Origin of the sequence: Brevibacillus porteri, assembly GCF_003013475.1 — a bacterium.
GTDB lineage: Bacteria > Bacillota > Bacilli > Brevibacillales > Brevibacillaceae > Brevibacillus > Brevibacillus porteri.
In genome coordinates, this window is record NZ_PXZO01000049.1 from 20,238 (window position 1) to 41,464 (window position 21,227).

Annotated in this window: 16 protein-coding genes; 14 read left to right on the forward strand and 2 right to left on the reverse strand. The window is 49.2% G+C overall.

All coding sequences use genetic code 11. The features are described from left to right. The first annotated feature begins 8 nt into the window (after window positions 1-8). The 7 genes from C7R92_RS23395 (at window position 9) to mglC (ending at window position 8,731) form a co-directional block, all read left to right on the forward strand. The gene (locus C7R92_RS23395; RefSeq protein ID WP_069847243.1) at window positions 9-494 is read left to right on the forward strand and encodes a tetratricopeptide repeat protein; all 486 of its coding nucleotides are present in this window, start codon (window positions 9-11) and stop codon (window positions 492-494) included. A 69-nt stretch (window positions 495-563) separates the two neighbouring features. Beyond that, entirely contained in the window at window positions 564-2,168 is a 1,605-nt protein-coding gene (locus tag C7R92_RS23400; protein ID WP_106835825.1) for a response regulator, read from the forward strand. Between the two features lie 3 nt (window positions 2,169-2,171). Next, complete coding sequence (locus tag C7R92_RS23405) at window positions 2,172-3,935, forward strand: cache domain-containing sensor histidine kinase (protein WP_069847238.1); 1,764 nt, start codon at window positions 2,172-2,174, stop codon at window positions 3,933-3,935. Continuing rightward, window positions 3,932-4,918, forward strand: a complete 987-nt coding sequence (locus C7R92_RS23410) for a substrate-binding domain-containing protein (RefSeq protein WP_106835826.1) — start codon at window positions 3,932-3,934, stop codon at window positions 4,916-4,918. The genes C7R92_RS23405 and C7R92_RS23410 overlap by 4 nt, the downstream gene beginning before the upstream one ends. 125 nt (window positions 4,919-5,043) lie before the next feature. Continuing rightward, the gene (locus C7R92_RS23415) at window positions 5,044-6,090 is read left to right on the forward strand and encodes a galactose ABC transporter substrate-binding protein (protein ID WP_106835827.1); all 1,047 of its coding nucleotides are present in this window, start codon (window positions 5,044-5,046) and stop codon (window positions 6,088-6,090) included. 85 nt (window positions 6,091-6,175) lie between these two features. Continuing rightward, entirely contained in the window at window positions 6,176-7,693 is a 1,518-nt protein-coding gene (locus C7R92_RS23420) for a sugar ABC transporter ATP-binding protein (protein WP_106835828.1), read from the forward strand. 18 nt (window positions 7,694-7,711) lie between these two features. Then, window positions 7,712-8,731, forward strand: coding sequence for a galactose/methyl galactoside ABC transporter permease MglC (mglC, locus tag C7R92_RS23425; RefSeq protein ID WP_106835829.1), 1,020 nt, complete (start codon window positions 7,712-7,714; stop codon window positions 8,729-8,731). Window positions 8,732-8,783: 52 nt separating this feature from the next. Here the strand turns inward: mglC and C7R92_RS23430 are convergent, their stop codons facing one another. Then, on the reverse strand, window positions 8,784-9,833 hold the full coding sequence (locus C7R92_RS23430; protein WP_106835830.1) for a DUF418 domain-containing protein: 1,050 nt from the start codon (window positions 9,831-9,833) through the stop codon (window positions 8,784-8,786). Between the two features lie 195 nt (window positions 9,834-10,028). Between C7R92_RS23430 and C7R92_RS23435 the strand changes: the two genes are divergently transcribed. From C7R92_RS23435 to C7R92_RS23465, 7 genes are all read left to right on the forward strand, one after another. Continuing rightward, window positions 10,029-10,829: a VanW family protein gene (locus C7R92_RS23435; protein WP_106835831.1), complete on the forward strand. Its 801-nt coding sequence runs from the start codon at window positions 10,029-10,031 to the stop codon at window positions 10,827-10,829. A gap of 101 nt (window positions 10,830-10,930) precedes the next feature. After that, a complete protein-coding gene (gene pcrA, locus C7R92_RS23440) occupies window positions 10,931-13,276 on the forward strand; it encodes a DNA helicase PcrA (protein WP_106835832.1) in 2,346 nt (781 codons plus the stop codon). Between the two features lie 53 nt (window positions 13,277-13,329). Then, entirely contained in the window at window positions 13,330-15,345 is a 2,016-nt protein-coding gene (gene ligA, locus C7R92_RS23445; protein ID WP_069847219.1) for an NAD-dependent DNA ligase LigA, read from the forward strand. A 20-nt stretch (window positions 15,346-15,365) separates the two neighbouring features. After that, window positions 15,366-16,292, forward strand: coding sequence for a WD40/YVTN/BNR-like repeat-containing protein (locus C7R92_RS23450; protein WP_069847217.1), 927 nt, complete (start codon window positions 15,366-15,368; stop codon window positions 16,290-16,292). A 41-nt stretch (window positions 16,293-16,333) separates the two neighbouring features. Next, on the forward strand, window positions 16,334-17,401 hold the full coding sequence (locus C7R92_RS23455) for a CamS family sex pheromone protein (protein ID WP_069847215.1): 1,068 nt from the start codon (window positions 16,334-16,336) through the stop codon (window positions 17,399-17,401). Between the two features lie 275 nt (window positions 17,402-17,676). Next, complete coding sequence (gene pruA, locus C7R92_RS23460) at window positions 17,677-19,224, forward strand: L-glutamate gamma-semialdehyde dehydrogenase (protein ID WP_069847212.1); 1,548 nt, start codon at window positions 17,677-17,679, stop codon at window positions 19,222-19,224. Window positions 19,225-19,481: 257 nt separating this feature from the next. After that, entirely contained in the window at window positions 19,482-20,285 is an 804-nt protein-coding gene (locus tag C7R92_RS23465) for an MraY family glycosyltransferase (protein WP_017249798.1), read from the forward strand. On the opposite strand, the gene C7R92_RS23470 is transcribed toward C7R92_RS23465, so the two are convergent. Beyond that, window positions 20,286-21,206, reverse strand: a complete 921-nt coding sequence (locus C7R92_RS23470; protein ID WP_106835833.1) for a diguanylate cyclase domain-containing protein — start codon at window positions 21,204-21,206, stop codon at window positions 20,286-20,288. Window positions 21,207-21,227: the final 21 nt, after the last annotated feature.

Genomic DNA, 21,227 nt, shown 5'->3' on the forward strand with positions numbered 1-21,227 from the left:
GTGCTCACATGAACCCGATGATCCAAAATATCATTCAACTGCGAAAAGAAGGGCATCTGGACGAAGCGATCCAGCTTGCCCTTCAGCTCGTCAGCCAATCCCCGACTGATCCTGTCGCCCATTATCAATGTGCGTGGTGCCACGACGCAGCCGGATTGGAGAAGGAAGCCGTTCCCTTTTACGAAAAAGCGATTGAGCTTGGACTGTCTATCGATGACGACCTGCAAGGGGCATTACTGGGTCTGGGCAGTACGTATCGCGTGCTGGGACTATACGAGCAGGCAGCAGCTACGCTCGCGAAGGGGATGCAACAGTTTCCCGAGGACCGTTCCTTTCCGATTTTTCTTTCCATGGCCTATTACAATCTCGGGAAGCACCACGAAGCCATGAATCTCCTCCTGAAAAACCTCGCAGAAACCTCAAGCGATCCTACGATTTTGGCCTATCATAAAGCGATTCTGTTCTATGCAGATGATCTGAATATGACGTGGTAACGCCATAACCTTCCATTGGCAGGAAAACAGTCGCCTCCCGTTGTACAAGTACAACAGCGGGAGGTGCCTATGTATAAGCTGATATTGGTAGATGACGAAGAAGATGTGAGAGAAGGGGTTAGCCAAGAAATTGACTGGCATAGCCACGGATACGAGGTGGTTGCCAAAGCAGAGAACGGCAGAGAGGCATTGGAATTGGTAGAGAGACTGCGACCGGACGTCGTCGTAACCGACATCAAGATGCCCTTTATGAACGGACTTCAGCTGGCGGAGTCCATCGGGCGCGAGTACCCTGCCATTCGCATCATTATCCTGACTGGGTTTGATGAGTTCGAGTATGCACAAAAGGCCGTGAAGCTGCAAATTGATGAATATGTGCTCAAGCCGTTTTCTGCGAGTGAGCTGATGGAAGCGCTGGACAAGGTCAAGCGACGGATGGACGAAGAGGCGGCTCATCGGGAAAACGTTCAGCTTTTGCGCGATAGCTATCGAAAAAGCTTGCCGGTTTTGCGGGAGGTTTTTTTATCATCTTTGCTGAGTCGTCAGCTAGTCCAGCACGATGTTTTTTCAAAAGCCTGCGAATACGGGATAGAGCTCAGGAGTCCCGAATATCTCGTGGCTGTCATCTGTGTAGACCAGCCCAAGCAGGAGGAGCAGCAGCTGTTTCTTTTTGCTGTGAAAAATATTGCAGAAGAGCAGCTGAACGCAGGCAAACAGGAAGGTATCGTTTTTCTCCATGAAGATCAGGTCGTGCTGCTCATGCAAACAATGGCAGACGACACGCAGCGAATTGAAGTGCGAACACAAAACATCGCAGATGAAATCAGGCGAACGATTGAAAAATATATGAGCATCACGGTAACAATCGGAATCGGCAACGTCGTGACAGATGTAGCAGCACTCCCTTACTCGTATAAGGACGCCAGACAGGCACTCGACTACAAAAGCATCCTTGGCTGCAACAGGATGATCGTGATCAATGACGTGGAAAAGCAAGCGAGTGAGCAGATACGACTCGATGAGAGAAGGGAGCATGAATTTGTTCGGTGTATCAAAATGGGGACGAGTGCGGAGCTTCGGACCGTAATCGATGAAATGTTTGATCAAATGATGGGTGTACCCATATCGATTGACGATTATCGAATTTTTTTGTTGGAGATTATGACGACGATTTTGAAGACGGCTCATCGAGCTGAGGTCGATATGGATCAGTTGTTTGGTGGGCAATACCACCTGTTGCAGGTCATGACGACTTTTACCGGTATGGAGGATGCCCGCGGACAGATTACAGAAATTTGTGAGCGTATCATGGCGAGTATCTCAAGCGGACGGCAAACGACGTACAGAAGATTGATCACCCAGGCATTGGACTACACCCACACGCACTATCATTCTCCCGACATATCCATCCACAAGGTGTGCGATCATCTGCACATCAGCCTCGGTTATTTTAGCGGTATTTTTAAGAAAGAGACGAAAACCACCTTTGTGTCCTATCTCCTGTCATTGCGCATGGAAAAAGCCAAAGAGCTGTTGCGGACGACCGATTTGAAGTCCTTTGAAGTCGCGGAGAAAGTAGGATATACCGATCCCAATTACTTTAGCTTCAGCTTTCGCAAGTATGCAGGCATGTCCGCTAAAGAGTACCGAAGTCAGAGCGAGCAGGAAGGTTAACCGATGAAAAGATTGCTCGCGGTGATCAAGGTCAAAAGGATTCAATTTATCATTACCACTTCCTTTACGCTCGTGACGGTACTCGTCATGCTGTTTGTCGGGGTAATGCTGTACGGAAAATTTGCGCAGACAGCTGAGCAAAACGCCTATCTGCATACGCAGCAAATCCTGGAGCAGGTGAAATACAATCTGGACAGCTATTTGAATGGGATGACGCAAATTTTCGAACTCGTCGATGATAAGATCAGAAGAAGCAAGGGACTCACGGCAGACAAGCTGAGTGAACAGCTGGAGACAATCGTAGAAACGAGAAAGGACATCGTCTCCATCGCGGTTTTTACACGAGACGGAACGTTATTGGCCACGACTCCTTCCAAAGTACTGAGGAGAAACACTCGTTTGACTGAACAGAGCTGGTTCCAAAAGGCGATTGAGGACCCGACGAACCTGTCCTTTTCGCTCCCGCATATCCAGAACTTGTTTAAAGGGGAGTACACCTGGGTCGTCTCGATGAGTCGGGAAATTCTTCTCCACGGACCTGACGGAGAAATTCCGGCTGTACTTTTAGTCGATGTGAATTTCAAAGAGATCGATGACCTGTGCCAAAGAGTGGGCTTGGGGAAAAAGGGGTACGTCTACATCATCGATTTGGTCGGGAACATCGTCTACCATCCGCAGCAGCAGTTGATTTACGCCGGATTGAAAAATGAAAACCGTTCCTTGCCGCTGAAGCATTCCTACGGCAGCTATGTAGAAGAGACACAGGATGAAACGCGCTTGATCACCATCAAGACGATTGATCAGCTAGGCTGGAAAATCATTGGGGTTTCCTATATGGACGAGATTGTGACGACCAAAAACGAAATCAGTCGTTTCATTTTCTGGCTGCTCATCTTTGTGATTGTCATTGTGTTGTTCGTGCTGCATTATCTCTCTGCGAAAATATCACGACCGATCAAGCTGCTGGAGCGATCCATGGAAAAGGTGGAGCAAGGAGACTTTTCAGAGAGTGAACCGATCCGGGGAAGCCATGAGGTCGAACAGCTTTCCTTGCGTTTTCATCTGATGGTCGCGAAGGTCAGGGAATTGATGCACCAGATCATTCGGGAACAGGAAGCCAAACGAAAAAGCGAGCTGGAGGTGCTACAGGCACAGATCAATCCGCATTTTCTGTACAACACGTTGAACTCTGTGGTCAGAATGGTCGGCAACGGAAAAAACGAGGATGTCATCACCACGATTACTTCGTTGTCAAAGCTGTTTCGGATTAGCCTGAGCAGAGGCAAGAACATTATTACGGTGCGAGAAGAGCTGGAGCATGTACGACATTATCTCATTATTCAAAAAATGAGGTACAAGCAAAAATTTGAGTACGAGATCGTGGTCGAGGATGAAGGTGAGGTGCTCAACTGTCTGACGCTGAAGTTACTGCTCCAGCCGATTGTGGAAAACGCCATCTACCACGGAATTGAGCATTTGGCTGATCCGGGCAGGATTCATATATTGGCAGCACTCATCGACGGTAAGGTGTTACTTCAGGTAAGCGACAATGGCTTGGGCATGTCCCCTGATGTTCTTGCACAAGTAAAAGCTGGCTTTTACAAAAGCGAAGAAGGCTCGGGCGTTGGGATTCAAAACGTGCAAGAGCGCATCCGCTTGACCTTCGGTGAAGAGTACGGTTTGGAAATTGCGAGCGAACAGGAAGAGGGGACCGTTGTGCGTGTATGGATTCCGCGCCAACTTGCAGAGGAGCGAGATCGTTTATGAGGACAGCAGCGGTGAAACGATTTAGTGTATACGGACTGTTCTTTTTGGTAGCGGTGACGCTTTTCTACTCGTGTAGTGCTCCGCTTACGGATGGGGAAGTAGACAAGAAAAAGACAGTGGCGCTGATCGTCCGTATGAAGCACGGCGATTATTGGCGAACGGTCAAGCTCGGAGCGGAGATGGCTGCCAAGGAATATGAGCGAAACCTGAATTTTTACGCGCCGGACTATGAGGAGGATGCCCACAGGCAAATGGAACTGGTGCAGCAGGCAATTGCTGATGGCTCCGAGACAATCGTGGTGGCACCTAGTGACGAACAAGTCTTGCGAGAAGCCATCAAGCTGACAAGAGAGCGGGCCATCCCGATCCTTGTACTCGACACAGTCGGAAAAGATTCAGCCGTCAAAAGCTACATTGGGACGGATAACTACGATATGGGCATGAAGGCATTCGAAAAAATGGTATTCCTGATCGAAAAAAAGGGACAAATCGCATTGCTCGGCACAGATCGGGTAAAGGCAAATGCCAAACAAAGAGAACAGGGCGTCCTCGATTTGCTCCCACGGGAAACGCAGGTTGAACTGGTGGCCAACGAAAATGTTCCCTTGGATAAAAAGCAGATCGGTGACTGGACGCGCGAACTGATCCGTAAGCATCCGCAGTTGAAAGGAGTGATTGCACTCGATGCAAGTACAGCGATCGATGTGGCCGAGGAAATGGAAAACAGTGGACTGCGGGACAAAGTCAAAATCGTAGCAATCGACAGTCCGCCGGAAGTACTGGAGTATTTGCAGGAAGGAATCATTTCCGCGACGATCATCCAAAAGCCGCTATCGATGGGATATCTCGGGGTCAAGTACGCAGTCGAAGCGAGCAACGGTGAAGCCGTGCCCAGTCTGGTCGACACCGGAACAAAAGTAATCGATCGGGAGAATATGTTCTGGTCGGAGAATCAAAAGCTCCTTTTCCCCTTCGTTAAATAGGCCACCGAAAAACAGATGAGAATTTTGATAGAAATGCGCAGGATTTTCGATGGAACACATTTGGGAAAACGCTTACATTTGGTGTATATCAGATGTAAACATAGGGGATAAAGGGGGATTATCGAATGAGAAAGCTGATTGCCACTACATTGGTGGCCGCTGTTACACTCTCGGTGGTTGGATGCTCACAATCAGGCGGTTCGCAGCCGGCAGCGTCGGGGGGAGGATCGGCTCCTGCGGGGAATCCCAAAATCGGAGTCGCCATCTACAAGTTCGATGATACGTTCATGACAGGAGTGCGCAATGCGATTTCGAAAGCCGCGGAGGGCAAAGCGGAAGTGGACATTGTAGACAGCCAAAATGCCCAGCCTACGCAAAATGACAAAGTGGATTTGTTCATTAACAAAAAGGTAAACGCCCTTGCCATCAATCCGGTGGATCGCACAGCTGCTGGCGTCCTTATCGACAAGGCGAAGCAAGCCAATATTCCTGTCGTCTTCTTCAACCGTGAGCCGATGCCAGAGGATATGCAGAAGTGGGATAAGGTCTACTACGTGGGAGCAAAAGCGGAGGAATCCGGCACGATTTCTGGGCAGCTGATCGTCGATTACTGGAAGGCAAATCCGGACGCAGATAAAAACAAGGATGGCGTCCTCCAATACGTCATGTTAAAAGGCGAGCCAGGGCATCAGGATGCTGAGCTGCGGACGAAGTTTTCGGTGAAGGCGATTGAAGATGCAGGGATTAAAGTAGAGAAGGTCGCGGAAGATACAGCCATGTGGGATCGCGTAAAAGGGCAGGAAAAGATGGCAGCCTTCCTCGCAGCATCCGGTGACAAGATCGAAGCTGTTCTTGCCAACAACGACGATATGGCACTAGGGGCGATCGAAGCGCTGAAGGCATCCGGCTATTTTTCGAATGGCAAGTATATGCCCGTTGTTGGCGTGGATGCCACAGCGCCTGCACTGAAGGAGCTAGAGGCAGGAACCTTGCTCGGAACGGTCCTCAACGATGCGAATAACCAAGGAAAAGCCACCCTTAGTATCGCTGCGTCTTTGGCAAAGGGCGAAACGCCAACGAAAGATTCCACAGGCTTTGACATTACGGATGGCAAGTACGTGTGGGTGCCCTACAAAAAAATAACCAAGGAAAACATGAAGGACGCGAAATAAAAAAGCAGGAGAGTCGGTGAAGAGACGAATCCGACTCTCCTGTTTCGGTGATGGGGATGATTTTTGCAAAAAGGAGGGCATTCGCATGGACCAGCATGCGTTTTTATTGGAAATGAACCACATTCATAAAGAATTTCCAGGGGTCAAGGCACTCGATGATGTCACGCTAAAGGTCCGGCCCGGAACAGTCCATGCACTGATGGGAGAGAATGGAGCAGGCAAATCGACACTGATGAAGTGTCTCTTCGGAATTTATCGGCCAGATGCGGGAGAAATCGTGTTAAACAAAGAGCAGGTGACGATGAGCAGCTCAAAGGACGCGCTGGCACATGGCATCTCCATGATTCATCAAGAGCTGCATCCAGTGCCCTTTCGCAATGTCATGGAAAACATATGGTTAGGACGTTTTCCGGTCAAAAGAATCGGTCCTTTTCCGTTTGTGGATGAGAAAAAAATGCTTTCGGATACGGAGAAGCTGTTTGCTGATCTGGGAATGGACCTGAATCCGCACGCTGTAGTCCGTGACTTGTCTGTATCCAAGGTACAGTCGCTTGAAATTGCCAAAGCGGTCTCCTACCAATCCAAAGTGATTATTATGGACGAACCGACGTCTTCCTTGACGGGAAACGAGGTGGAGCAGTTATTTGCGATCATCCGCGAACTGAAGAGCAGAGGTGTCGCCATTATCTATATTTCACACAAGATGGAAGAAATTTTACGGATTGCGGATGACGTGACGATCATGCGCGATGGCAAGCTCATTGGAACATGGCGGGCGACCGAGCTGACGACAGACCTGATCATCTCCAGAATGGTCGGACGGGACCTGACGCAGCGTTTCCCGAGTCGATCCAATACGCCAAGGGAACCGATTTTGAAGGTAGAGGGACTGACCTCACCATTCCCCCAGTCATTTCAGCACGTGGCGTTTGAATTACGCAAAGGCGAAATCTTGGGCATAGGCGGCCTCGTGGGCGCACAACGAACAGAGCTGATTGAGGCATTGTTTGGACTACGCGCGGTGTCAGCAGGAAAAGTGTTGATCAACGGTAAGGAGGTACGGATCAAATCACCGAAGGATGCGAAGAAGTACAAAATGGCGCTCTTGACGGAGGAGCGGCGCGTCACCGGCATCATTCCTGTCTTATCGATTTTGGAAAATACGGTCATTGCGAATTTGTCCAGTTACCAAACCCCTTTTCTGCTCCTCAATGAGCGCAAGTGTAGAGCCGATGTCAGCCGCAGCATCGAGATGCTCCGCGTCAAGACTCCCTCTATGAAAGCACTGATCAAAAACCTGTCAGGAGGCAATCAGCAAAAGGTTCTGCTGGCACGGTGGCTTTTGACTGATCCGGATATTTTATTGCTGGACGAACCTACGCGTGGGGTCGATGTCGGCGCCAAATACGAAATCTATACGATCATCGCGGAGCTGGCGAGTCAGGGAAAAGGCATCATCATGATTTCCTCGGAAATGCCGGAGTTGCTTGGAATGTCAGATCGGATCATGGTCATGTGCGAGGGGAGGCTCTCGGGTTTTTTGTCTGGCCCAGCGGCAACCGAAGAAGAGATCATGCGGCTGGCTACCAAACATCTTGCATGAGAAAGGAGGGGAAGAGGTATGTCTCACTTGTCTGCTAAACAGGTGCAAGGCTTTGTTACACAAAATGCCATCTATATCGTTCTGGTTTTGTTAATAGCGGGAATAGCGATTTATGATCCCAATTTTCTTTCCATTACAACGCTTCGGGATATTTTGATGCAATCCTCAACTCGCGCCATTATTGCCTTGGGTGCTGCGTTTGTTCTCATCACAGGAGGAACGGATCTTTCAGCGGGGCGAGTGGTTGGATTGACGGCTGTCATCTCCGCCTCGATGCTGCAAAGCCAAGATTATCCGCGGAGGTTTTTCCCGGATTTACCCGATTTGCCGTTGCTTATCCCCATTCTCATTGCAATTGCTGCGGGCTTGCTGGTTGGTCTGATCAATGGCATCATTGTGTCTCGTTTTAGTGTGCCCCCTTTTATCGCCACGTTGGGCATGATGGTCATTGTATACGGATTCAACTCCATCTATTTTGATATGGAGCCCAATCAATCGCAGCCAATTGCTGGACTGCGCAGTGACTTCAATCAGCTTGGGACAGGGTACATCGGCCCGAGTGGCCCGTATTCGATTCCGTATATCGTTATCATTGCGATCATGGTTGCGTTCATCGTCTGGGTGATCTTCAATAAAACACGGCTTGGAAAAAACATGTACGCCATCGGAGGCAACATGCAGGCCGCAACTGTTTCCGGGATCAATGTTGCTTTCAACCTCATGATTATTTATGCCATTGCTGGTGCCCTGTATGGACTCGGAGGCGTTCTGGAGGCAGCCAGAACAGGTGGCGCGACGAACAACTACGGCAACATGTACGAGCTGGACGCCATTGCAGCCTGTGTGGTAGGTGGAGTCTCGACGTCTGGCGGAATTGGTACCGTTCCTGGTGTGCTTGCGGGTGTCCTTATTTTTGGTGTCATCAACTACGGACTTACGTTTATCGGAGTCAACCCGTATTGGCAGCTCATCATCAAAGGACTCATCATTGTGGCAGCCGTTGCTTTTGACATTCGCAAATACTTGGCGAAAAAATAGAAAGAGACCCCGGATCAGCTGTCAGGCAGCTTTTTCTGGGGTCTTTGCTTGTTTATTTTCGCAGTGGTGTGATTTTCATATACGTAAATAATCGCCATACCCACTCAAGTGGCCCCATGCGGAAGACAGACAGCCAGCGTACACTAAATACCATTTGCACCACGTAGATACCGAGGCAGATCAGTGTCGTTTGCAAGTAGCCCAGATTGCCGAACCAATCGAACAAATAGCTTCCCACAAGGATCAATACGGTTTGTCCGACGTAGTTTGTCAAAGCCATGCGACCGTAGCTGGTTAGCGGAGACAAGAGCGTTTGGACGGTTTTGTTTTGCAAGAGCCGAATCAGGGTCGTTGTGTAGAAGGCAGCCATGACAAGACCTGTGGAGGTCAAGGCAATCGTGTAGTTCATCAAATGCTGTAGGGTTTCTTCTGACATGGTATCGTCTACAACCAGATTCGCTCCACCCATTGCTGGATCAGCAGGAGTCAGCCGGTATTGGATAAACAAGCCGATTAACGAAAGGATGAAGGTCACGCCCTGCACTTTTTTAATCACAGGCAAAAATCTCGGAATGTCCTGAAAGACCCCGTACTGCCCAACAGCGAGTCCCAAAATAAACAACGGAAGCACCAAAAGCGGCTTGAAGCCGGTAGCGCAGACAGCTATAGACAGAATAAGGCCGATGACCAGATTGGTTTTCGCCTTCAAACGATAAAAAGGCAGTAAGATGAAGCCGAAGATGGCGTAGATGAAGAGTGCTTCGCCAGGGTGAAACATTTTATGCACAAAGCCAAGAGCGAGCAGCGCAATCAAACGCCGAATGAACAAAACGGTACTATTGGCCCCTTTTGCTTTTGCACGACTAATGAAAATATAGAAGCCCACGCCAAACAAGAAGGAAAAGATCACGAAGAAGCGTGATTCCACAAAGAAATTGAAAAACTGGAACAGCCAGTGGTCCACACTTCCTATCTCAGGTGTTTGTGCATACAGCAATGCCACGATGTTGACGAGGAGAATGCCCATTAAGGCGAAGCCCCGTACGGTATCTACTGTATCAATTCGTTGGTTCATGGTAGGTGCGTTTTCTTTCAATCCCATCACTTCCTTCTCTCGTTGTTAGTCGTCCGATCGTGCACTTTTCCTATCCTAGCTCATCCGGAGATGGAGGAGAAATGGCATATGCTTACGTCTCGCTTACAAAAGTGTAAGAAGTGAGGGGTTCTCCCGTATTCGACCGCAACTTCATCCCAAATTCTTGCGTCTATTGTAATAATCAGGAAGTCGGGGTGCGCAATGAAACCGATCGCACGGGGAAAGTGGCGTCTGGCAGCAGGCATGGCCTATTTTCGTTGGAAAAGGTATGTACAATGGACATTTGGTCAAACGAGGTTCGCTCATGAGAAAAGAAGCGAATGGTTGCGTTATGTCCATTATTCTCATCAAACGATTTTGTTACGCCCATTGCAGAACGTGGAAATGTGGATGCAGCACAACAAAGTGATCAATTTGCGTCTGGCGATTGCACGACTGAACGGATTGCTTATCCATCCCGGAGAAACCTTTTCGTACTGGAAACAGATTGGCAAGCCGACCCGTAGCAAAGGCTATGTAGAGGGCATGCTGCTCTCACAGGGACGTGTCACAGCTGGAGTTGGCGGAGGGCTTTGTCAGCTCTCCAATTTGCTGTACTGGATGACCCTGCATACGCCGTTGACAGTGACGGAACGACATCGTCATAGCTACGATGTTTTTCCCGATTCGAATCGGACACAGCCGTTCGGAAGTGGGGCGACTTGTTTCTATAACTATCTGGATTTGCAAATCGCCAACCGGACGACTCAGACCTTTCAACTGCATGTCTATCTGACCGATACACATTTGGTAGGGGAATGGCGTTCAGACATGCCACCGACACGGACGTATGTCATTATCGAGAAAGAACATGAGATCCATCCTTCGATTTGGGGAGGGTATGAACGGAAGAATGAATTGTATCGTGATGTTTATTCGCTGGAAGGAGAATGGGTGGAGCAAGAATGGCTGACGGAGAATCGGGCTTATTTGATGTACGAGCCATTGCTGCCGAAAGGATGATGTTTCCTGTTCGGGATACGAACTGGAACTCCACTGCGATCTGTGCGAAAATAGGAACATATGCTTTCGTCTAGGGAACGTGGAAAGGTGGATTTATACATATGTCTTTTGCAGATCGTATCACAGCAGGGCTGAACCCGGAGCAGCGGGAAGCAGTCCTTACAACAGAAGGCCCCGTCTTGATTTTGGCCGGTGCGGGTAGCGGCAAGACCAAGGTACTGACACAGCGTATCGCATACTTGATCAGTGCCAAACAGGTAGCACCTTGGAGCATTTTGGCGATCACCTTCACCAACAAAGCAGCACGGGAGATGCAAAACCGTGTGGCTGCCATTATTGGCGGAGCGGCAGCGCAGGATGCATGGCTGTCGACATTTCACTCCTTGTGTGTGCGGATTTTGCGCAGGGATATCGACCGACTCGGCATCAATCGCAGCTTTTCCATTTTGGATGCTGGTGATCAGCTATCTGTCGTCAAGCAATGTTTAAAAGAATTGAACATCGATCCGAAGCAGTATGAGCCGCGCTCGATTTTGGCAGCGATCAGTGGAGCGAAAAACGAACTGACAGATCCAGAAACCTATACGCGTCTTGCGGGCGATCCATTTGCACAAGTGGCAGCAAAGGTTTATACGGCTTATCAGAAAAAGCTGAGAAATAACCAGTCGCTGGACTTCGACGATCTGATCATGACGACGGTTCGTCTGTTTAAAGAAGTGCCGGAAGTATTGGAGTTTTATCAAAAGAAATTCCGTTACATACACGTTGACGAGTATCAGGATACAAACCGGGCGCAATACCTTTTGATTTCCATGCTGGCAGATAAGTATCGAAATGTATGCTGCGTGGGGGATGCTGACCAAAGTATTTATAAATGGCGCGGTGCCGACATCTCGATCATTTTAAACTTTGAAAAAGACTATCCCGAAGCCAAGCTAATTAAGCTCGAGCAAAACTATCGCTCTACCAAAACGATTTTGCAGGCGGCGAATCAGGTCATTGCCAATAACAAGCTGCGCAAGGAAAAGAAGCTCTGGACGGAGAATCCGGGTGGCGACAAGATCATGTGCTTCCAGGGCGATTCCGAGCATGACGAGTCGTATTTTATTGTCGATACGATTCGCAAGCAGATGGCACAGTACAAGCGCTACGACAAATTTGCAGTCCTGTATCGGACGAATGCACAGTCCCGTGTGGTCGAGGAAGTTTTCATCAAGTCGAACATTCCGTACACCATCGTCGGCGGAACCAAGTTCTACGATCGCAAAGAGATCAAAGACATCTTGGCTTATTTGCGTCTCATATCCAATCCGGATGACGATATCAGCTTGCAGCGCATTATCAACGTACCGAAGCGTAATATCGGGGATACGACAGTAGATAAGCTACAAGCGTATGCGAACGCAAATGGTCAGTCCCTTTTCCAAGCGATTCAGGAGACGGCTTATATGGGGCTACCTTCGCGTACGACGAATGCGATCCTGTCCTTTAATGATCTCATCTCGAATTTGATGCAAATGACCGATTACTTGAGTGTGACTGAGCTGGTGGAAGAAGTGCTGAAGCGCTCTGGATACCGCGATTCTTTAAAAGAAGAAAAAACGCTGGAAGCACAGGCGCGTCTGGAGAATATCGAGGAGTTCCTGTCTGTAACGCAGGAGTTCGAGCGCAAAAATGAAGACAAGAGCTTGCTAGCTTTCCTGACCGACCTCGCGTTGGTGGCAGACATCGATTCTTTGGGAGATGATGGTGCCCAAGAGGAAGTATCGGCAGATGGGCAGGTTGTATTAATGACCTTGCACAGCGCCAAAGGTCTGGAGTTCCCAGTCGTGTTCCTGGTCGGTTGCGAGGAAGGTGTCTTCCCACATAGCCGCTCTTTGTTTGACGATACAGAGATGGAGGAAGAGCGCCGACTGGCTTACGTGGGAATTACACGGGCGGAGGAACGTCTGTACATGACTTGTGCCCGTATGCGGACGTTGTTTGGACGGACCAATGTGAATGCGCCGTCTCGTTTCCTGCAAGAAATTCCGGCTGAGCTGTTGGAAGGAAATCCAGCGACAGCGGACCGAAGCTTCGGCGGTGGACGAAGCAGTGCATTTGGACAGCGTGATGGCAGTGCGTTCGGACGTGAGGCGGGAGCGAGACCGTTTGGAGCGTCTTCCTCACAAGCAGGCTCTGCTCCGAAATTTGGCATGAGTCAGCGAACCGCAAGCAGCACACCTGCTACGTTTACCCGTCCAGCGGGTGAAAAACTGCCTGGTCACGGTCAAGGAGCAAGTGTTGATTGGAAGGTTGGCGACAGAGTAGCACATGGCAAATGGGGCAACGGTACGGTCGTCAAAGTAAAAGGAACAGGCGACGACATGGAACTCGACATTGCATTCCCAAGCCCGACTGGCATTAAAAAGCTATTAGCGAAGTTCGCTCCTATTCAAAAAGGATAGTGTGCAAATGCAAATGCAAATACAGCCAATCGCAAATGTAAAGGATGAACGAAATGGATCGATTGACGGCGGAAACAAAAATTAAAGAATTAGCGAAACTAATTGAGCGGCATAATCGTCTTTACCATGAAGAGGATCGACCTGAGATTTCTGATCAGGAATACGATCAATTGATGCGGGAGCTAAAGGAGCTTGAAACCAGCTTCCCTGATTTGCAGTCACCTGATTCTCCTTCCTTGCGTGTAGGGGGAGAACCGCTGCCCTTCTTTGAAAAGGTCGTTCATAGGACACCGATGCTCAGTCTCGGTAACGCCTTTAATGAGGAGGACATCAGGGATTTTGACCGCCGAGTACGTCAGGCCGTTGGCAGTCAGGCTGTCCGATATGTAGCTGAACTGAAAATTGATGGTCTGGCCGTGTCACTTCATTATGAAAATGGGCTGTTCGTCCGCGGGGCTACCCGTGGAGACGGAACAACAGGCGAAGACATCACACAAAACCTGAAAACGATTCGTTCCATTCCTTTGCGGCTGACGAAACCGTTGACCCTTGAGGTTCGCGGTGAGGCTTACATGTCCAAAGGAGCATTTGAAAAGCTGAACAAAGAACGCGAGGAGCGTGGAGAAGCATTATTTGCCAACCCGCGCAATTCCGCAGCAGGCTCGCTCCGACAGCTCGATCCGAAGATTGCCGCATCCCGTCAACTGGATACGTTTGTTTACGGCATTGGCGATTTGCAAGGGGAGTCAGTGGAATCGCACAGTGAAGGGCTTGATTTGCTGGAGACGCTCGGCTTCATGGTGAATCAGGAGCGACGCGTATTTGACGAAGTCGATGAACTTCTCACTTTTATTGCCGGCTGGACAGAGAAGCGTCCACATTTGCCTTATGAAATCGACGGCATGGTGATCAAGGTCGACAGTTACGCGCAGCAGGAGGAGCTCGGATTTACTGCGAAAAGTCCGCGTTGGGCTATCGCTTACAAGTTCCCTGCCGAAGAAGCGGTGACGGTTCTCGAAGGTATTGAAGTATCTGTGGGTCGTACAGGGAATGTTACCCCGACTGCTTTGTTGAAGCCAGTTAGTCTGGCAGGTACGACTGTGAAGCGTGCTTCCTTGCACAACGAAGATATTATTCGGGAAAAAGGTCTCCTTATCGGCGATCATGTTGTCGTCAAAAAAGCCGGGGACATTATCCCGGAGATTATCGCTGTCTTGCCGGAGCGTCGTACTGGAAATGAAGTACCGTTTGCCATGCCAACGCATTGCCCGGAATGCGGCAGTGAGCTGGTGCGCTTGGAGGAAGAAGTGGCTCTGCGCTGCATCAATCCGATGTGTCCGGCACTGATCCGTGAAGGCATGATTCATTTCGTGTCTCGAACAGCCATGAACATTGACGGCTTGGGAGAAAAGGTCGTGGCCCAGCTGTATCGCGACGGTATTATTCACAGTGTTGCTGACCTGTATTACTTGCACCAACAGCGCGATGTTCTAATGGGCATGGAGCGCATGGGTGAAAAGTCCGTAGATAATTTGCTCGCGGCGATTGAAGCGAGCAAGGAAAACTCGCTGGAGCGCGTACTGTTTGGTCTTGGTATTCGTTTGGTCGGAGCCAAGGCGGCACGTGTTCTCGCGGAGCATTTTGGCAATATCGATGCCATTATGCAGGCATCCGAAGAAGAGATTACACAAATCGATGAGATCGGGCCGAAAATGGCTGCGAGTCTCGTGAACTACTTCGCACAGCCGCAGGCTCAGGCAGTTATTGAGAGACTGCGTACGGCCGGAGTGAACATGGAGTACAAAGGAATCCGCATTGAAAGTGGCGCAGACCTCCCATTCTCAGGTAAAACAATCGTTTTAACCGGCACCTTGACGCAAATGTCGCGACAGGAAGCAGAGGAAGCGATTGCGCGCTTGGGTGGGAAGGTAACAGGCAGCGTCAGCAAGAAGACAGACCTGGTGATTGCAGGTGAAAAAGCGGGCTCTAAGCTGGAGAAGGCAGAAAAACTAGGCGTGGCTGTTATGGACGAAGCAGGTTTCCTGCAAGTATTGGAGAGCAACGCCTAAGAAAACGGTGGCGACAACGGATGAGTAAGGGAAGGGACGTGAAGAGCATGAATAGCTTCCTGAAATGGGGAATCGGTGTATTAGCCATGCTGCAATTGGTTGGCTGTGGAAGTAACAGCAGTACTGGCAGTGAACAAACCAATACGAATCCTCCAACAGTTACAGCTTTTGCTCTACAAGGGAACTTGACCTATCAGGACGTATTGGAGCAGGGAGCAACCATTCACAATCTGATGATGACCGATGATGCTAAGCAAATATGGGTGGGTACCAATTCGGGGCTGTATAGCTCGGTTGGGGGTGGATCGTGGGCCTCTCTCTCGACGGATTTAGAGCAGTATGCGATCGAAGGTTGGCTTGTGGACCCGGATGATCCGAAGCAAATATTTGTCGGCGGGATTGATGGGGTTCTTCATTCGACAGATGGTGGTAAAAAATGGGCTTCTGTCAACAAGGGGTTGCCAGAGCCTGCGAATATCAGCAGCTTTGTGGGGAGTCGCCAAGGAGGCGAAATACGTCTGTTTGCCTTTGTCTCGGGTGAAGGCATTTATCAATCGACGGACGAGGCCCAATCTTGGAGCCTGTGGCAACCGATAGATCAGGAAGTATTTGCCATGGACTTTGATCCCGAACAAGACCGACTCTATGTAGCGGCTCAATTCAGCTTGCTCTATAATGAAGAGGGGCAGTGGAAGACAGAGGAGATTCCCGGAGCACAGCAGATCTATTCGCTCGCCATTAACAGACGAACTGGCACTCTCGCTGTCGCAACCGAAAAAGGTATCTATGAGAAAATCAAGGGCGAATGGCGTTTGCTTGATGCTCGCTCACCAGAAAAGCTGATTGTCATTGCTTCAGGTGGCGAGGATACAAAATGGGTGGGGATTGGCGAATCGGCATTGATCTATAAGCTCGAAGACAATCGATGGATCAAGTGGAACGAATGATTTGTACATCGCCCACTTTTGGATACGAAAAGGAGTAATCTATGAAAGTGAAGTTTTTGACAGGATGCAGGTTCTTCACAGCTGTACTTCTTGTGATGGCATTGACTGGCTGCTCGTTGATACCTGGGGGCAAGGACAAAGCTCCTGAGCCTACTACACCGTCCTTGTCGGAGGTAGTGGAAGTATCCGAGGATTACTACGGCAGTATTACGCCATATCAGCCGAACCAGACGCGAGGTATGCTTGGGGATACGAAATATCGCATCGATTTCAGTCATCTTGAATTAGGCCTGATGGAGTTTGCTCGGGAGACATTCCCGACGTCCGATTATTATTTCCAAGAAGGTCAAGTAGTGAAAAAAGAGCAAGTCACCCAGTGGATCGCACAAGAAAAGACGGCTGGGGCCAACGGGAAAAAGAAAAACGGAATTCTCGTGCACGTGTTGGAGCACGATTACCTGAACAAAAAGGATAAGAGCTTGGCTGGCATGGTGTTGGGCTTGTCGCTTTCGCCGAACTACCAGGATGCAACCGGTCAGGACAAGGTCTACACGACTCAAGAACTGCAAGCAAAAGGCCAGCAGGTCGCAGCTCGTATTGTGCAGTCTGTACGTGCCAACAGCCCGCAGGTTCCGATATTGATTTTGATGTATCAAGTACCGGAAGCGAATTCTTCTCTGGTGCCAGGTCACTTTATCATGTCAGGAACTGTAGGGGCGAATGAAGCAACGGTATCCAAGTGGCTGCCGATCGAAGAGGAGTTTTTACTATTCCCAAGCTCTGAGGCTGAGAAGAAGTACCCAGAAGTGTCCTTGCAGTACGATAAGCTCATGCGCCAGTCTAAGGGTTATTTCGGTGAGTACATCGGGATGACTGGTCTGGGGCGCTTCATGGATGGCAGGCTGACGGAAATGACAATCACAGCTACGGCAGAGTATGACTCCAGAACAGAGGTATTGCAGTTTACTCAATTTGCAGCGGGCAGTATCAACCAACTATTCGATAAGAACGTCCATGTCAACATGTACGTGCAGTCGATGAACAAACCATTGTCGCTCTACATTCGACCGACAAGTGGTGAGCCGTATATGCATATTTACAGACAATAAGGAAAAGCAACAAGTACCCGAATGATCGCCTGAAAAGGTGAGTAAGTCGGGTGTTTTTTTGTACACAAAAGATAGTCGATTGAACAAAAGTGTAAAGTGATGAACGCTGCATGTACAAAAGTGTTCGAAATACTTCTTGAATCTTGGCGGTGATTTTTCGGAAAAAATGCAAACACTAATAGAGTCGAGCTTTTAATTGTTTGGTTGGTATGATCCTTGCATATGTTTTATGAGTGATCCGAAACATGGAAGATATCGATAAGGAGGCGTCACAGATGCAAGTGGAATTCAAAAACGAGGCGTTCACCAATTTTAGTCTGCCAGAAAATAAAAAGGCATTTGAAGAAGCGCTCGCTAAGGTAGAAAGTGAGCTTGGCCGTGAGTATTCGCTTATCATCGGCGGAGAACGCATCACAACTGAAAAGAAATCCAGCTCCTTCAACCCTTCTAATAAAGAACAAGTAGTGGGCGTTGTTTCCCAGGCTGACCAAGCACTGGCTGAAAAAGCGATCCAAACAGCTGCTAGCACTTTCGAAACATGGAAAAAGGTGCCTGCACAAGCACGTTCCCGCTATCTGTATAAAGCAGCAGCAATCCTGCGTCGCCGCAAGCATGAGTTCTCTGCTTGGCTCGTAAAAGAAGCAGGAAAAAGCTGGCCAGAAGCTGATGCTGACACAGCAGAAGCAATCGACTTCATGGAATACTATGCACGTCAAATGGATAAGCTGTCCCAGCGCCATGACTTGCCACGTATCCCGGATGAGGACAACGAACTGTACTACATTCCACTTGGCGTAGGTATCGTTATCCCACCTTGGAACTTCCCTCTGGCGATCATGGCTGGTATGACGACAGCAGCTCTCGTAGCGGGTAACACTGTTGTATTGAAGCCTGCTTCTACTACTCCAGTTATCGCTGCGAAATTCATGGAAATCCTCGAAGACGCTGGCGTACCAGCTGGTGTTGTGAACTTCGTACCAGGTTCCGGTAGCGAAATCGGCGATTACCTCGTAGAGCACAACCTGACTCGTTTCATCAGCTTCACAGGTTCCCGTGACGTAGGTCTGCGTATCAACGAACTGGCTGCGAAACATCGTCCAGGTCAAAAATGGATGAAGCGTCTGGTTGCCGAAATGGGCGGTAAAGACTCCATCGTGGTTGACAACGACTGCGACCTCGAGTTGGCTGCACAGTCCATCGTGGCTTCTGCATTCGGCTTCTCCGGTCAAAAATGTTCCGCTTGCTCCCGTGCGATCGTTCACCAAGACGTGTACGATCAAGTACTGGGCCGCGTAGTAGAGCTGACCAAACAACTGACTGTCGGCGACATCAGAACCAACGAGTTCTACACAGGTCCTGTAGTTGACGAGAAAGCATACAACAAAATCCTCGAGTACATCGAGATTGGTAAAACAGAAGGCAAACTGGTTGCAGGTGGCGAAAAAGGTCCAGAATCCGGCTACTTCATCATGCCAACTGTATTTGCAGATGTAGATCCACAAGCTCGCATTATGCAAGAAGAAATCTTCGGCCCAGTGGTAGCGTTCACGAAAGCGAACGATTTCGATCATGCACTGGAAATCGCGAACAACACCGAGTACGGTTTGACTGGCGCTGTCATCAGCCGCAACCGTGAAAACCTGGAGCGTGCACGCGAAGAGTTCCATGCTGGTAACCTGTACTTCAACCGCAAGTGCACAGGCGCTTTGGTAGGTGTACATCCATTCGGAGGATTCAACATGTCCGGTACAGACTCCAAAGCGGGTGGACCAGACTACCTCTTGCTCTTCACACAAGCAAAAATGGTTTCCGAAAAACTGTAAGCTTCACAATAAAAAAGGCTGCCTCTTATACAAGGGCGGCTTTTTTGTTCCCATTTTGTCCACACTAAAGACAAAATGAAGGGCAAAGCAGGTGAGGGTAACTGTTTACTTATATCGTGTCAGGACTCTCCTCGTTTTTTGTTGTGTATTTGTTAATGCCAGTAGCAAATTGGCTGGCTTGGAAAACAAAGCTGCTAGATATGCCAAAGGGAAGAAAGGGACATAGCAGACCGATCCCATTATCAGGTGGGTTGGCGATGTTCGTCGGTCTCTTGTTGGTGTCAACTTTTTTTGCAGGGGCGCAAAAAACCGTTGCAGTTTTGGCAGTTGGAGGGGCCATGCTGGTGGCCATTGGATGGGTAGACGATACATACAAGTCGAAGAAAAAAGAGTTTCCGGCACTGCCGAAGCTGATGGTGCAGTTATTGGTAGCGACGCTGACATTCTTCATGGATATTCGCTTTCGGGGAATCAATTTCATGTGGCTGGGGGGAGAGGAAGGGATGTATATCTCATTTCCAATCCTGGTTTCCCTGCTGATGACCGTGCTGTGGATCGTCGGCTTGATCAATATGGTCAATTTTTTGGATGGGGTGGACGGACTCGCTGCAGGTGCTACTGTGATCTCAGCGGTGACCTTGTTCTTTTTATCGATGCTCAAAGGTCAAGAATTAACGGCACTATTGGCAGTCGCACTGGCAGGTGCTGCACTCGCTTTTCTACGCTTTAATTTTTATCCGGCGAAAATTTTTATGGGTGACGCGGGATCGATGTTTTTGGGATTCGCTCTCGGCGTGATCTCGTTGGAAGGAACGATGAAAGGGGCTACGCTCATTTCATTAGTCGTGACTGTGCTGGCAGTAGGCTTGCCCGTCATAGACACTGTACAGGTCATGATCAGTCGGCTTTTGGCAGGCTCCCCCATGTACCAAGCGGATCGTCGACATGTTCATCATCGGCTCATGTCCCGGGGGTTGTCTACGAAGCAGACGGTCATCATTCTGTATGTGGTGAGTTTGCTGTTCTCCGTCTTGGCAGTGTTTTTGTTTTATAGTCAATAATCAAATGGAGTCAAAGAAAAAGAAACGATTGCGCCCTGTCTTTTTGGCCTGATAAAGTGCTTTGTCTGCATTGCTCAACAGTTGTTCCGCTTCGCTTGCAGATGCCGGGTAGAGGGCAATGCCTATGCTTGTCGAGAACGGTATGGCCCGGTCCTCGATCATCCACGGCTCTTGAGTCGCAAGCAGGATACGGTTCGCAATTTTTTCAACCTGACGTTCGGAGTGAATGCCGGTCAGAACGATGACAAACTCGTCTCCACCCAGACGTGCGACAATATCTCCATCTCGAACGGATGATTTGAGGCGTGTAGCCAACATTTGCAAAAACAAATCTCCAGTGTCATGACCCCAGGTATCGTTAATTTCTTTAAAGCGGTCACAGTCCAAATAGAGGGCAGCGACTATCTCCTCTTTTGATTGGGCAGCACGTAGAGCTTGCTGGAGCTTTTCGGAGAGGAGGCGCCTGTTCGGTAATCCTGTGAGCACATCATGATACGCCATATAGGCCAGCTGTGACTCCAGGTTTGTGCGTTCGGTCACATCGCGGGTAATGGAAAATACATGCGTACATACGCCATTACTATCGTAGACAGGAGAAAGAATGGATTCGCCAACAATGTCCCCGTTGGCGGTAAAGTGGGTCGGACTCCCGCTTATTACTGCTTGTGTGTACATGTGTTGCAATAAGCTTGCTTTCTCATATGGATAAACGTCTTCAAACCTTTTTCCGTATGCTTCCTCGCACAATTGAGCATTGTGCATAGCGGATGGATTCATCAAGACATAGCGGAACTGATACTCCCCGTCCGCAGCTTGTTCGACAGCCATGAGAAAGAACATGTCCGACATATGATCGAACAGACTGGTTAGGATATCTCCATGTTGACTGACAAGGGTAGTAAAATCGAGCTTCTTCACCATAACCGATATCTCCTGATAGTT

Bases quoted from the DNA above. Each gene is read 5' to 3' on its own strand.
- C7R92_RS23395 (WP_069847243.1), top strand. From the start codon at position 9: ATGAACCCGATGATCCAAAATATCATTCAACTGCGAAAAGAAGGGCAT.
- C7R92_RS23400 (WP_106835825.1), top strand. From the start codon at position 564: ATGTATAAGCTGATATTGGTAGATGACGAAGAAGATGTGAGAGAAGGG.
- C7R92_RS23405 (WP_069847238.1), top strand. From the start codon at position 2,172: ATGAAAAGATTGCTCGCGGTGATCAAGGTCAAAAGGATTCAATTTATC.
- C7R92_RS23410 (WP_106835826.1), top strand. From the start codon at position 3,932: ATGAGGACAGCAGCGGTGAAACGATTTAGTGTATACGGACTGTTCTTT.
- C7R92_RS23415 (WP_106835827.1), top strand. From the start codon at position 5,044: ATGAGAAAGCTGATTGCCACTACATTGGTGGCCGCTGTTACACTCTCG.
- C7R92_RS23420 (WP_106835828.1), top strand. From the start codon at position 6,176: ATGGACCAGCATGCGTTTTTATTGGAAATGAACCACATTCATAAAGAA.
- mglC (WP_106835829.1), top strand. From the start codon at position 7,712: ATGTCTCACTTGTCTGCTAAACAGGTGCAAGGCTTTGTTACACAAAAT.
- C7R92_RS23430 (WP_106835830.1), bottom strand. From the start codon at position 9,833: ATGGGATTGAAAGAAAACGCACCTACCATGAACCAACGAATTGATACA.
- C7R92_RS23435 (WP_106835831.1), top strand. From the start codon at position 10,029: ATGAAACCGATCGCACGGGGAAAGTGGCGTCTGGCAGCAGGCATGGCC.
- pcrA (WP_106835832.1), top strand. From the start codon at position 10,931: ATGTCTTTTGCAGATCGTATCACAGCAGGGCTGAACCCGGAGCAGCGG.
- ligA (WP_069847219.1), top strand. From the start codon at position 13,330: ATGGATCGATTGACGGCGGAAACAAAAATTAAAGAATTAGCGAAACTA.
- C7R92_RS23450 (WP_069847217.1), top strand. From the start codon at position 15,366: ATGAGTAAGGGAAGGGACGTGAAGAGCATGAATAGCTTCCTGAAATGG.
- C7R92_RS23455 (WP_069847215.1), top strand. From the start codon at position 16,334: ATGAAAGTGAAGTTTTTGACAGGATGCAGGTTCTTCACAGCTGTACTT.
- pruA (WP_069847212.1), top strand. From the start codon at position 17,677: ATGCAAGTGGAATTCAAAAACGAGGCGTTCACCAATTTTAGTCTGCCA.
- C7R92_RS23465 (WP_017249798.1), top strand. From the start codon at position 19,482: ATGTTCGTCGGTCTCTTGTTGGTGTCAACTTTTTTTGCAGGGGCGCAA.
- C7R92_RS23470 (WP_106835833.1), bottom strand. From the start codon at position 21,206: ATGGTGAAGAAGCTCGATTTTACTACCCTTGTCAGTCAACATGGAGAT.